The organism is Streptococcus sp. SCPM-O-B-15304 (M98), assembly GCF_058200215.1.
The window spans coordinates 22,874-37,200 of the sequence record NZ_JBYQGQ010000014.1 but is presented as its reverse complement, the minus strand read 5'-3'; the positions used below and the strand labels follow the sequence as shown (position 1 = coordinate 37,200).

Annotated in this window: 9 protein-coding genes; 8 read left to right on the top strand and 1 reads right to left on the bottom strand. The window is 40.1% G+C overall.

All coding sequences use genetic code 11. The annotated features are described in order from the left end of the window. The first annotated feature begins 565 nt into the window (after nucleotides 1-565). Complete coding sequence (gene glmS / locus AC3E7H_RS08440; protein WP_000334312.1) at nucleotides 566-2,374, top strand: glutamine--fructose-6-phosphate transaminase (isomerizing); 1,809 nt, start codon at nucleotides 566-568, stop codon at nucleotides 2,372-2,374. A 426-nt stretch (nucleotides 2,375-2,800) separates the two neighbouring features. Here glmS and AC3E7H_RS08435 read toward each other — a convergent pair whose 3' ends face one another. After that, nucleotides 2,801-4,285, bottom strand: coding sequence for a DUF1846 domain-containing protein (locus AC3E7H_RS08435; protein ID WP_490676387.1), 1,485 nt, complete (start codon nucleotides 4,283-4,285; stop codon nucleotides 2,801-2,803). 150 nt (nucleotides 4,286-4,435) lie between these two features. Here AC3E7H_RS08435 and AC3E7H_RS08430 point away from each other — a divergent pair, with 150 nt between their 5' ends. The 7 genes from AC3E7H_RS08430 (at nucleotide 4,436) to AC3E7H_RS08400 (ending at nucleotide 14,327) form a co-directional block, all read left to right on the top strand. Beyond that, the gene (locus AC3E7H_RS08430) at nucleotides 4,436-6,046 is read left to right on the top strand and encodes a glycoside hydrolase family 13 protein (protein ID WP_061863836.1); all 1,611 of its coding nucleotides are present in this window, start codon (nucleotides 4,436-4,438) and stop codon (nucleotides 6,044-6,046) included. A 315-nt stretch (nucleotides 6,047-6,361) separates the two neighbouring features. Next, nucleotides 6,362-8,329, top strand: coding sequence for a peptide ABC transporter substrate-binding protein (locus tag AC3E7H_RS08425; protein WP_490676386.1), 1,968 nt, complete (start codon nucleotides 6,362-6,364; stop codon nucleotides 8,327-8,329). A 160-nt stretch (nucleotides 8,330-8,489) separates the two neighbouring features. Continuing rightward, entirely contained in the window at nucleotides 8,490-10,448 is a 1,959-nt protein-coding gene (locus AC3E7H_RS08420) for a peptide ABC transporter substrate-binding protein (RefSeq protein ID WP_490676385.1), read from the top strand. Between the two features lie 305 nt (nucleotides 10,449-10,753). Then, on the top strand, nucleotides 10,754-12,199 hold the full coding sequence (gene cpsA, locus AC3E7H_RS08415) for an LCP family glycopolymer transferase CpsA (protein WP_490676384.1): 1,446 nt from the start codon (nucleotides 10,754-10,756) through the stop codon (nucleotides 12,197-12,199). A 1-nt stretch (nucleotide 12,200) separates the two neighbouring features. Continuing rightward, the gene (gene cps4B, locus AC3E7H_RS08410) at nucleotides 12,201-12,932 is read left to right on the top strand and encodes a capsular polysaccharide biosynthesis protein Cps4B (protein WP_490676383.1); all 732 of its coding nucleotides are present in this window, start codon (nucleotides 12,201-12,203) and stop codon (nucleotides 12,930-12,932) included. Between the two features lie 8 nt (nucleotides 12,933-12,940). Beyond that, nucleotides 12,941-13,633: a CspC family polysaccharide chain length determinant protein gene (locus AC3E7H_RS08405; RefSeq protein ID WP_490676382.1), complete on the top strand. Its 693-nt coding sequence runs from the start codon at nucleotides 12,941-12,943 to the stop codon at nucleotides 13,631-13,633. A gap of 10 nt (nucleotides 13,634-13,643) precedes the next feature. Next, entirely contained in the window at nucleotides 13,644-14,327 is a 684-nt protein-coding gene (locus tag AC3E7H_RS08400) for a tyrosine-protein kinase (protein WP_490676381.1), read from the top strand.

Sequence of the window (14,327 nt, the reverse complement as noted above, 5' to 3'; positions counted from 1 at the left end):
GTAACGCTCTTTTTGTATGGGATTCTCAGGTAAGGGATTCTGATAAATTATTCATTGAATGTATAACCTTAAACATCACTTCAAACAAGGTCTTAGTCTATCTGGTAAGCTGAAAGCAGTGCTTAGAGAAAGCTGTGACTAGCTTTCTAGTTTGCTCTTTCGTTTTCATTGAGTCACAAGTTACTTTTAGTTTTTTCTAAGGAAAATATAAGCTATGTTTTAGGAAGGGATTTTATACTGGATTCATCAAAAAGAAACGAGGACTCTCACATGACAATGACGATTAAAGTAAATTACCAAAAAACATTTCAAAAAGTAGTAGAAGCAGAAAAGCTTGCTACAAAATAGTAGTTATTAGGGGCAGTAGAGCCCTTTTTAAATACTTGCTTTAGGCGAAATATGATAGATTTTTAGCATGTGGAATCAGTAGAATTAGGCTATACCAATTTTTGTTCTTGACAAGTGAAAGAAACAAGTATATACTGTTTCTGCTGATTCTGCAAAGCGAGAATTAGACTATACCAATTTTAAGGGGAAAGCACAGCTAGCCTGTGTCGTATATACTATGTGTGGAATTGTTGGTGTTGTTGGAAACACAAATGCAACTGATATTTTGATTCAAGGGCTTGAAAAGCTCGAATACCGTGGTTATGATTCTGCGGGGATTTTTGTCCTAGGTGGTGCTGAAAGCCATTTAGTGAAGGCGGTTGGTCGTATCGCAGAATTATCTGCTAAAACTGCTGGTGTTGAGGGAACAACTGGTATCGGACATACTCGTTGGGCCACTCACGGGAAACCAACAGAAGATAATGCTCACCCACACCGCTCTGAGACAGGACGTTTTGTCTTGGTGCACAACGGGGTGATTGAAAACTACCTTGAAATCAAGGAAGAATACCTTGCAGGTCACCACTTCAAGGGACAAACGGATACTGAAATCGCTGTTCACTTGATTGGTAAATTTGCGGAAGAAGACGGGTTGTCAGTGCTTGAAGCCTTCAAAAAAGCTCTTCACATCATCCGCGGTTCATATGCCTTTGCCTTGATCGACTCTGAAAATCCAGATGTCATCTACGTGGCAAAGAACAAATCACCACTCTTGATTGGTCTTGGTGAAGGTTACAATATGGTCTGTTCAGACGCCATGGCTATGATTCGTGAGACCAATCAATACATGGAAATCCATGACCAAGAGTTGGTTATCGTAAAAGCTGATAGCGTTAAAGTTCAAGACTATGATGGTAACAGCCATGAGCGTGCTAGCTACACTGCGGAACTTGACTTGTCTGATATCGGTAAGGGAACTTATCCTTACTACATGCTCAAGGAAATTGATGAGCAGCCAACGGTGATGCGTAAGTTGATCCAAGCCTACACAGATGAGGCTGGTCAAGTTGTCGTAGATCCAGCTATCATCAAGGCTGTTCAAGACGCAGACCGCATCTATATCCTCGCAGCTGGAACATCTTACCACGCAGGATTTGCTTCTAAGAAGATGTTGGAAGAATTGACAGATACGCCAGTTGAACTTGGTATTTCCTCTGAGTGGGGATATGGTATGCCGCTTCTCAGCAAGAAACCACTCTTCATCTTTATCAGCCAATCTGGTGAAACAGCTGATAGCCGTCAAGTTTTGGTAAAGGCTAATGAAATGGGAATCCCAAGCTTGACAGTGACAAACGTGCCAGGTTCAACCCTTTCACGTGAAGCCAACCATACTATGTTGCTTCATGCAGGTCCTGAAATTGCCGTAGCGTCAACTAAGGCTTATACAGCCCAAATCGCAGCCCTTGCCTTCCTTGCAAAAGCTGTTGGTGAAGCAAATGGCAATGAAAAAGCCAAAGCCTTTGACTTGGTTCATGAATTGTCTATCGTGGCTCAATCTATCGAATCAACTCTTTCAGAGAAAGAAACAATCGACGCAAAAGTCCGTGATCTTCTTGAAACAACACGCAACGCCTTTTACATCGGACGTGGTCAAGACTACTACGTAGCCATGGAAGCTAGTCTCAAGCTCAAAGAGATTTCTTACATCCAATGTGAAGGTTTTGCGGCTGGAGAACTCAAGCACGGAACCATTGCATTGATTGAAGAAGGAACACCTGTTTTGGCTCTCTTGTCAGACCCAGTTCTTGCCAACCACACTCGCGGAAATATCCAAGAAGTGGCAGCACGTGGAGCTAAGGTTCTCACCATTGCAGAAGAAAATGTTGCCAAAGATACAGATGATATCGTTCTTACGACCGTACACCCTTACCTCTCACCAATCTCAATGGTCGTACCAACACAATTGGTCGCTTACTTTGCAACCCTACACCGTGGACTCGACGTGGACAAACCACGTAACCTTGCTAAGTCAGTAACGGTAGAATAAACCAAAAAATTAAATCATAAGCAAAAGTGAACTAGATAGTTTTCTGAAAAACAGAATGCTGTCTTGTTCGCTTTTTTGTATATTCAATGAAAATCAATGACCAAATTTGTTCTCTTATGTAGATGTCTCCAAGCATCGCTTTGAGGTTCTAGATAAGAGTGACGCAGTCAGTCTCGTTACACCGATTTGATATTGTAGAGAAAATGGGTCAACCTCAGCCAAGGTAGTTCAAGTCAAGATTGAAGAGGATGGATTCACTCCTTTTAAGGATTCATTAGAAATAAATCTAAAATTAAATGTTATCTCAGCTTCTATTAAAATGAGAATTATTTTTAAAAGATATGTTTGTGAAAGACTTGCAAGATATAAAAAACTCTTAGAGCTGGATGCTAAGGATCCAATTCTAAGAGGAGTGAGTGTCGTATTTTACTTGCGATACAAACGATCGTATTGATAGTAAGGATCAAAGGTTACGTTGATACCTAGTTTGCGAAGAACATTCTTGTCTTCATCCGTTAAGATAATCGTAGAGTGAGCTTCGCTTCCTTTGAGATTTCCGAGTTCTTTCATGGCATGATCTGCATCAGGATTCTGCATTGCTGTGATAGCAAGGGCGATGAGGATCTCGTTAGAATGAAGTCGAGGGTTACGGCTACCCAAGTGATTGATTTTCAAACCTTGAATTGGTTTCACCACTTCTGGTTCAATTAATTTTGTTTCAGCATCAATGTTAGCGGACATTTTGATAGCATTGATCAATGCAGCCGCTGTTGGACCAAAGAGTTCTGAGTTCTTACCAGTAACGATTTCACCAGAAGGTAATTCAAGTGCTAGAGCGGGTCCGCCTGTTTCTTCTGCTCTTTGTCGAGCAGCAACAGCAACCTTTCGGTCAGCTGGTGTGATACCGAGGTCATTCATGAGAAGCTCAATCTTCTTCACAGCAGTTTCTCCAACCTTCTCAGCTTTGAAGTCAAGAACTGTCTGGTAATAGCGACGGATAATTTCCTGTTTAGATGCTTCAATGGCGGCGTCGTTATCAGTGATTGCAAAACCAACCATATTGACACCCATGTCAGTTGGAGACGCATAAGGAGACTCACCGAGAATACGTTCCAGCATACGCTTAAGGACAGGGAAAATTTCAATATCGCGGTTGTAGTTGACTGTGGTTTCTCCATAAGTTTGGAGATGGAATGGGTCAATCATGTTGACATCATCTAGGTCTGCTGTGGCAGCTTCATAAGCCAAGTTGACAGGATGATGAAGTGGGAGATTCCAAACTGGGAAGGTTTCAAATTTGGCATAACCAGACTTGATACCATTGATTTGGTCGTGGTACATGTTAGACATACAAGTTGCCAACTTACCTGAACCAGGACCAGGAGCAGTCACGACAATCAAGTTACGGCTAGTTTTGATATAGTCGTTTTTCCCCATACCTTCAGGAGAAATGATGTGATCCATATCTGTCGGATACCCCTTGATAGGGTAGTGGAAATAAGAGTCGATACCATTTTTCTCTAATTGATTACGGAAGGCATCAGCTGCCGGTTGGCCTGCATATTGAGTAATGACAACTGAACCAACAAAGATACCGAGTTCATTGAATTTATCGATCAAACGAAGCACTTCTTGGTCATAAGAAATGCCCAAGTCTCCACGAGCTTTTGAGTGCTCGATATTGCTAGCGTTAATAGCGATAACAACCTCAACTTGCTCCTTCAATTCTTGTAAGAGTTTGATTTTGTTATCTGGTTCATATCCAGGAAGGACACGAGCAGCGTGGAAATCTTCTAGCATTTTGCCACCAAACTCCAAGTAGAGTTTGCCGTCAAATTGGTTGATGCGCTCCAAAATATGGTCGCGTTGTAGATTTAAATATTGTTCAGAACTAAAAGCTTGTTTTTTCATTTTTTTACCTCTGATCTCTATTATATAAAAAAAATGGAAGATAAGAAACAACGGAGGTTCGAAATAAGGAAAAAGATTGAGGCAAACGCTTGCATAAAATTAAGAAAAGGTCTATGATGGAATAAAGTGAATGTTAAAAGGGGAAAAAAGATGCAAGAAAAATGGTGGCACAATGCCGTTGTTTATCAGGTCTATCCAAAAAGTTTTAAGGATAGCAATGGAGATGGGATTGGTGATTTACCTGGGATTACCAGTAAGCTAGACTATCTAGCTAAGTTAGGGATCACAGCGATCTGGCTTTCTCCAGTCTATGATAGCCCCATGGATGATAATGGTTATGATATTGCCAATTATCAAGATATCGCGGCTATCTTTGGAACCATGGAAGATATGGATGAGCTCATTGCTGAGGCTAAAAAACGAGATATCCGAATCATTATGGATTTGGTGGTCAATCATACATCAGATGAGCATGCTTGGTTTATCGAAGCTTGTGAAAATCCTGATAGTCCTGAGCGAGACTACTATATCTGGCGTGATGAACCTAACGAATTGGAGTCAATTTTCAGTGGTTCTGCCTGGCAATATGACGAAAAGGCTGGTCAATATTATCTGCACTTTTTCAGTAAGAAACAACCAGACCTTAACTGGGAAAATGAAGAACTACGCCAAAAAATCTATGAAATGATGAATTTCTGGATTGATAAAGGGATCGGTGGATTTCGTATGGACGTTATTGACATGATTGGGAAGATACCTGATCAGAAGATTGTCAACAATGGTCCTATGCTCCATCCTTATCTCAAGGAAATGAATCAGGCTACTTTCGGCGACAAAGAGCTCTTGACAGTAGGGGAGACATGGGGAGCGACACCAGAAATCGCAAAACTCTATTCAGATCCAAAAGGACAAGAACTGTCTATGGTCTTCCAGTTTGAACATATCTGTCTTCAGTATCAGGAAGGACAACCTAAGTGGCAGTACCAAAAAGAGCTAAATGTTGGGAAATTAAAAAAGATTTTCAACAAATGGCAGACAGAATTAGGAGTTGAGGACGGCTGGAATTCGCTCTTCTGGAACAACCATGACCTCCCTCGTATCGTCTCAATCTGGGGAAATGACCGAGAATACCGCGAAAAATCTGCTAAAGCGTATGCAATCTTGCTTCATCTCATGAGAGGGACTCCTTATATTTACCAAGGGGAGGAGATTGGGATGACCAATTTCCCATTTGAAAACTTGGAGCAAGTAGAAGATATTGAATCCCTCAACTATGCGCGTGAAGCCCTTGAAAAAGGTGTTTCAATGGAAACAATCATGGATAGCATTCGTGTGATTGGACGTGACAATGCGCGTACTCCAATGCAGTGGGATGAGACAAAAAATGCTGGTTTCTCAGACGGACAACCTTGGTTGGCTGTTAATCCAAACTACGAAGCAATCAACGTTCAGGAAGCACTGGCAAACCCGGATTCTATTTTCTATACTTATCAAAAATTGGTAAACATTCGTAAGGGAAATAGCTGGTTGGTGAGAGCTGATTTTGAACTCCTTGAAACGGCTGAAAAAGTCTTTGCATACATCCGTAAAGATGGCGACCGTCGATTCCTAGTTGTGGCAAACTTGTCCAACCAAAAGCAAGAGTTCGCAGTTGAAGAATCAATCACATCTGTCTTGATTGAAAATACCTCAGTAGAAGCAGCTTTAGCTACACAGACCTTGGCTCCATGGGATGCCTTCAGTGTCGAATTAGCCAAATAAACCTAAAAGAGGCTGGGACAAAAGTGCCAGCCTCTCAATTGTCTTTGGATTACCGAGCAAGACGCAGTGGTTGAGTGAGCTCTACTACGCTGATTTCATCAGCTTTTACAGCCCTACTCAACTGTGCGGAGGTGGGACAACGAAATCGAATTCTAACGAATTACCGATTTCTGTCCCACTCTCTTTTCTAAAATAAGTATAGGAAATTCTTTAAAAAATATTTGTTTGAATTTTCTAAAAAATACCTTATAAACCCTTGCTTTTATGGGAAAATAGGGTATAATGGTGAAAATAGTATTTTAAAGGAGAATACCTATGAAATCGAAAAAGTGGCTCGCAGTAGCAGGGATAACGATGAGCGCAGCTCTTCTTTTGGCGGCTTGTGGCAAGACTGAGAAAAAAGCAGATGCTCCAACAACATTTTCGTATGTTTATGCTATTGATCCAACAACATTGGACTATAGCGTTACTAGTAAAAGTTCAACATCAGATGTCATCTCCAACCTGGTCGACGGACTCTTGGAAAATGACAAATATGGAAACTTAATTCCATCGCTTGCTGAAGACTGGTCTGTTTCACAAGATGGTTTGACTTACACATACAAGCTACGTAAAGGTGTCAAATGGTATACTTCTGAAGGAGAAGAGTATGCTGAAGTCAAGGCCCAAGACTTTGTGACTGGTTTGAAACATGCAGCTGATGGTAAATCAGATGGCCTAACACTTATCCAAGACTCCATCAAAGGATTGGCAGAGTACGTTAGCGGTGAAACGAATGACTTCTCAACAGTCGGTGTCAAAGCAGTTGATGACTATACGGTTGAGTATACCTTGAACAAACCAGAAAGCTTCTGGAATTCTAAGGTAACAACAGCAACCATGCTCCCAGTTAATGAAGAATTCTTAAATTCTCAAGGAAAAGATTACGGTGCAGCAGCGCCTTCAGGTATTCTCTACAATGGTCCTTATATTTTGAAGAACTTCACTTCGAAATCCGTGATCGAGTACGAAAAGAACCCAAATTACTGGGATAAGGACAATGTTAAGATTGACCACGTCAAGCTTACTTTCTACGACGGCTCTGACCAAGAATCATTGATTCGTAGCTTTGCGTCAGGCTCATATACGACAGCTCGCCTCTTCCCAACTAGCTCAAGCTTTGATTCAACTAAGAAAGAATACGGCGATAAGATCGTTTATAGTCCACAAGAAGCCACTAGCTATTACTTTACTTTCAACGTAAATCGTCAGTCTTACAATAAAACAGCTAAGACAGATGATGCCCAAAAAACATCAACTAAAGAAGCGCTTCTCAATAAAAACTTCCGTCAAGCCATCAACTTCGCTCTTGACCGTCATGCTTACTCTGCACAGATGAATGGCGAAGAAGGTGCAGACAAGATTATCCGTACCAGCCTTGTGCCTTATGACTATGTTCAGGTTGGTGAAAAGACCTTCGGTGAATTGGCTCAAGAACAATTGGTAACATACGGAGACCAGTGGAAGGATGTAGCTTTGACAGATGGTAAAGATACCCTTTACAATCCAACAAAAGCAAAAGCTGCCTTTGAAAAAGCAAAATCAGAATTGCAAGCTAAAGGTGTAACCTTCCCAATCCATTTGGATATTCCAGTTGAACAGACAGATGTCATTGCTGTTCAACAAACCAACTCCCTCAAACAATCTGTCGAAGCAGCGCTTGGAACTGAAAATGTTGTCATCGATGTGCTTCAAATGACTGACAATGAGAAAATGAGCATTACATCTCAAGCTAAAGTTCCTTCTCAAAAAGACTATGACTTGAACGGAACTGGTTGGGGGCCAGACTATCAAGACCCGGCAACCTATCTCAATATCCTAGATGCTAAGAAGGGTTCTGCCCTTAAACACTTGGGTATCACAAAAGGAAAAGATCCAGAAGTCATGGCTCAAGTTGGACTTGATGAGTACAAGAAACTCTTGGATGATGCAGCATCAGAAACGAGCGATCTCAACAAACGCTATGAAAAATATGCCAAAGCCCAAGCATGGGTTTCAGATAGCTCGCTCCTTATCCCTGTAGCATCTTCAGGTGGTTCTCCGACAGTTAGTCGTACAGTGCCATTTACAAAAGCATACTCTCAAGTTGGTATCAAGGGTGATCCATTTGTATTCAAAGGCTTAGAGTTGCAAAACGATATTGTAACCACTAAAGAATACGAAGAAGCTCTCAAGAAATGGCAAAAAGAGAAAATCGAAACAAATGCCAAATACCAAAAAGAACTAGCAAATCACGTTAAATAGTCTTTTGTAATGAATAAAGAAATCCTGTTTTAAAGCAGGATTTCTTTCTTTTCTCCTTTTATTGACGATTGGACAAATAAGGATATAACTTTACTTTTAGGTCAAAATTTGATAACATAGTTATATGTTACAAAACCTAACATATAAGGAGAAATGAAACATGAAACTTAAAAAACGTTTGATTGGAGCGGGGTTGACACTTGCTGCTGCGGTCTTGTTGACAGCGTGTGGGAAGTCAGCATCAGATGCTAAAACCTACTCGTCAACATTTGGTGCCGATCCAACAACCTTCAACTACCTTTTGGACTATTCAGGAGATAACACTGCTGTTGTAACCAACTTGGTAGATGGTTTGCTTGAAAATGACAATTATGGAAATCTCATTCCTGCTCTTGCAGAAGATTGGAGTGTTTCAAAGGATGGCTTGACTTACACTTATAAACTTCGTCAAGATGCTAAATGGTTCACGGCTGATGGGGAAGAATACGCCTCCATTAAGGCACAAGATTTCGTCACAGGTATCAAGTATGCAGCTGATAACAAGAGTCAAGCGCTTGATTTGATTCAAAACTCAATCAAGGGATTAGATGATTATGTGACAGGTGCAAATACTGACTTTTCAAATGTTGGAGTCAAAGCCTTGGATGACTATACTGTCCAATATACCTTGACACGACCAGAACCATTCTGGAACTCTAAGACTACCAATAGTATCTTGTTCCCAGTGAATGAAGAATTCTTGACTTCTAAAGGAAAAGAATTTGGAGAATTAAAACCAGATGGTATTCTTTATAGCGGTCCTTATTTGTTAAAAGAATTTACATCAAAATCATCACTTGAGTACAAGAAGAATCCTCATTACTACGATCAAGATAAAGTAACGATTGAAAGAGTTAAATTAGCTTATGTTGATGGTTCTGACCAAGATATGACAATCCGTAATTTCGAAAGCGGAGCCTACTCGTCTGCTGGTGTCTACCCGAATAGCTCAAACTTCGCTAAGACAAAGGAAAAATACAAGGACAATATCGTTTATAGCTTGCAAGATGCAACATCTTGGTACTATAATTTTAACGTTAACCGCCAAGCATACAATCATACAGCTAAGACTAGCGATGATCAAAAACAAGCAACTCAAGCTGCGATTTTAAATAAAAACTTCCGTCAAGCCATCAACTTTGCAATTGACCGTACGGCCTATTCGGCTCAGTCTAATGGAGAAGAAGCTGCGAAAAACACTCTGCGTAACACGCTTGTCCCACCAACTTTCGTACAAGTTGGAGATAAGACCTTTGGTGAGACAGTTTCATCTAAGTTAGTAAACTACAGTACTCAGTGGTCAAATATGAATCTTGAAGATGCTCAAGATGGATACTTCAACAAAGAAAAAGCACAAGCTCAATTTGCTGAGGCTAAGAAAGAGTTAGAAGCTCAAGGTGTGAGCTTCCCAATTCATTTGGACTTGCCTGTAGACCAAGTTAACAAAACCTTGCTTCCAAAGATTAATTCGCTTAAACAATCTGTCGAATCAACTCTTGGGGCAGAAAATGTAGTGATTGATGTAGTTCAAATTTCAACAGAAGACTATGCCAATGCGACATTCCAAGCACCAACTACAGCTGATCATGACTATGATTTGAACTTGGATGGTTGGTCTGCGGACTACCAAGATCCATCAACTTATCTCAATCCTTTCAACGCTGAGGATGGATTCTATCTCAAGATTTTAGGGCTTGATCCAAGCAAGGATGCTGATAAGATTACAAGTATTGGATTGGACCAATATACTAAAAAATTGAAAGCGGCTGATGCAGAAAATACAGATGTAGCTAAACGCTATGAAAACTATGCAGACGCACAAGCCTGGTTGATTGATAGTTCGCTATTGCTCCCTGTAAATTCAAACGGTGGTGGGGCTTCAGTGACACGTGTTACACCATTTACACGAGCTTACTCACTTGTTGGAATCAAAGGTACTGGAAGTAACTACAAATACATGAGACTGCAAACAGAGGTAGTAACAACTGCTCAATTTGACGAAGCGAAAGCTAAATGGGAACAAGAACGTAAAAATTCTGTCGAAAAGAGTCAAAAAGACTTTGAAAGTCACGTGAAATAAGTATAAAGAGTGGTAGTAGAACAGAAATCGGTAAACCCAAACTTCATCTCATAGTTTAAAAAATGAACAAAAATCATCTGCTGTCGTGATAAAGTTTCATGATCAATAAACATAAAGGTCGGGATTTTTGCCCCGACCTTTTTAACATAGCAGCCTCTTTTAAGTAAAGTTTTAGCTGTTTTATCATTGAAATTTACTATTCATGTTTTTAAGGTGAATAAAAACGGTTACTTAATATGTCTTAATGGTATCCAGTACTACTTTATGATATAATAAAAATAAAAAATACTTTGTAGAGGTGTAAGTTGAGTAGACATTCAAAAGAAAGAAAAACGAGCAAGATTCAACAAAGCATCAATATTATTTTGTTGTTTGTATATATCGTGCTTGCTTGTTTTTTGCTGTTTTTAATATTCAGATATCATATTTTAGCGATTAGCTATGCCAATGTCCTTATAGCCATCGCTATGATCTTGATTGCGCTAATAGCCTTGTTTTTGATTTTAAAGAGAAAAGCCAAGGTATTCACCATGATTTTACTCGTGGTTCTGGTCATTGTGAACGCAGTTTCTTTGATTGGAGTTCATCAATTCGTTAGCCTAGCAAATCAATTAAATGCAACCTCTAACTATTCTAGTTACTCCATCAGTGTTGCAGTTTTGGCGGATAGCGAGATTGGAAATGTCTCAGAATTATCCAGTGTGGCAGCCCCAACCAAAACAGATGCAGAGAATATCAAAAAATTGCTCGATGATATTAAGACAAGTCAGAGCAAAGACTTAACGGTTGAAGACAGTTCTTCCTATCTTGCAGCTTATAAGAGTCTCTTAGCTGGAGAGACCAAGGCAATTATTTTGAACAGTGTCTTTGAAAATCTGATCGAACAAGAGTATCCAGACCATGCCAAAAAGATCAAGAAGATTTATACCAAAGAACTAACCAAGAGCGTTGAAGCGCCTAAAGTTTCTCAAAACAAGGCTTTTAATATCTACATCAGTGGGATTGACACATACGGACCGATTAGCTCCGTTTCTCGTTCGGATGTCAATATCATTATGACGGTCAATCAAGAGACCAAGAAAATTCTCCTGACAACAACGCCTAGGGATGCTTATGTGCCTATAGCTGATGGTGGCAATAACCAAAATGATAAATTGACCCATGCAGGTATTTATGGCGTGGATGCTTCCATCCATACCTTAGAAAATCTCTATGGAATTGATCTAAATTACTATGCACGACTCAACTTCACTTCCTTCTTGAAATTAATTGACCTCTTAGGTGGTGTCGATGTTTATAATGATCAAGACTTCACATCTCTTCATGGGAACTATCACTTCCCTGTTGGGAATGTTCATCTAAACTCTGAGCAGGCTCTAGGCTTTGTTCGTGAACGTTATTCCTTGACCAATGGTGATGGAGATCGTGGACGAAACCAACAAAAAGTCATTGCTGCCATTATTCAAAAATTAACTTCAGCAGAAGCCTTGAAGAATTTTGATGGTATTATGCAAGGGTTGCAAGATTCTGTACAAACTAATATGCCTCCTGAAACTATGGTGAGCTTAGTAAATGCCCAACTAGCAAGTGGAGGAAAATATACTGTCATCACTCGAGATCTAAAGGGAACTGGTCGTATGGATTTTCCTTCCTATGCCATGCCTGACAGCAACCTTTATATGCTAGAGGTCGATCCAAATAGCTTGGAGACACTCAAAACAGAAATCAAAGATATCATGGAAGGAAAATAAGATGATTGATATCCATTCACACATAGTTTTTGATGTAGACGATGGCCCAAAGGATAAGGCAGAGAGTATAGCGCTTCTGAAGGAAGCCTATGCCCAAGGAGTCCGTACCATCGTTTCGACCTCCCATCGTCGGAAGGGGATGTTTGAAACACCAGAGGAGGACATTGCAAGAAATTTTAAAGTTGTCAAGGAGTTGGCTAAGGAGATTGGTCCCGACTTCACTATCTTGTATGGAGCGGAAATCTATTACAGCAGTGATGCTTTAAACAAATTAGAAAATCAACAGATTCCACAATTAAACGACACACGCTATGCCTTGATAGAATTCAGCATGAATACCCCTTATCGTGAAATCCATAGCGCATTGACCAATGTTTTGATGTTGGGAATAACCCCTGTTGTTGCTCATATAGAACGTTATGATGCTTTGGAAAATAATGAAAAAAGGGTTAGAGATCTTATCAATATGGGATGCTATACCCAGGTCAATAGTTCGAGTATCCTCAAACCAAAACTGTTTGGCGACACCTATAAATTCATGAAAAAGCGTGCTCGCTATTTTTTGGAGAGGGACTTGGTTCATATAGTTGCTAGTGATATGCATAATCTAGAGAGTCGTCCACCTTATATGCGAGAGGCTTATGAGATAGTGAGCAAAAAATATGGCCAAGATAAGGCTCGGGAACTCTTTGTGGAAACCCCCAAAAAAGTCATTAAAGATCAAATAATATAGGAGTTAAAATGAAAGAACAAGATACTATTGAAATCAACGTTATTCAGTTGTTAAAGGCGCTATGGAAAAAGAAATTGCTAATCCTTCTTGTAGCTATCGTAGCAGGAGCTGCTGCATTTGCGTATAGTAGTTTTGTGGTCAAACCTGAGTATAGAAGTACAACGCGAATCTATGTGGTTAATCGAAATCAAAACGATAAAGCAGGACTAACAAATCAGGACTTACAAGCAGGGGCCTACTTGGTCAAGGACTATCGTGAAATCATTCTATCTCAAGATGTCCTAGAGAAAGTAGTTGCTGATCTTGGCTTGAACGTTAATGCAAAAGCATTGGCTAAAAAGGTTCAAGTAACGGTCCCTGCAGATACACGTATCGTATCTATTTCAGTTAGTGATCATAAACCTGATGAAGCTAGTCGTATTGCAAATGCACTGCGAGACGTTGCAGCACAAAAAATTATCGCAGTTACTCGAGTTTCGGACGTAACGACTCTGGAGGAGGCCCGTCCAGCTACTGGTCCTTCATCACCAAATATCCGTCGTAATACTTTAATGGGAATCGGTGCAGGTGCAGGCTTGGTGATTGTCGTGGTTCTATTGGTTGAACTTCTAGACGACCGTGTTAAACGTCCAGAAGATATCGAAGACGTTATGAAAATCTCACTCCTTGGAGTCATTCCAGACCTGGATAAATTAAAGTAAGGGAGAACATATGGTAAAGTTAGAATTAGCACAACAAAAACTGAACTCTTTAAAAAAGGCGGAAGAGTATTACAATGCTTTACGTACAAATATACAACTGAGTGGGAATAACTTAAAGGTTATTGCAGTTACATCGGTCGATCCGAGTGAAGGGAAATCTACAACTTCTACAAATATCGCTTGGGCTTTTGCGCGTGCAGGCTACAAAACGCTATTGATTGATGCCGACATCCGAAATTCAGTCATGTCTGGAGTATTCAAGTCAAGAGAAAAAATCACTGGTTTGACAGATTATCTAGCTGGGACTCAGGATTTGTCACATGGTCTCTGTGAAACAGACGTTGAAAATTTATTTGTAGTTCAATCAGGAGCAATTTCACCGAATCCAACGGCTCTCTTACAAAGCGCAAACTTTGAAAAAATGATTGAGACTTTACGCAAATATTTTGACTATATTATCGTCGATACTGCACCTATAGGGGTTGTAATTGATGCAGCCATTATTGTACAAAAATGTGATGCATCCATTTTAGTTACTGAAGCTGGTGTGGCAAAACGAAGAGAAGTGCAAAAAGCTAAAAGTCAGTTAGAACACACTGGGAAACCATTTCTAGGTGTAGTTTTGAATAAATTTGATGTTCAACGTGAAAAATATGGTTCTTATGGTGGTTATGGCAATTATGAAAAAAGATAA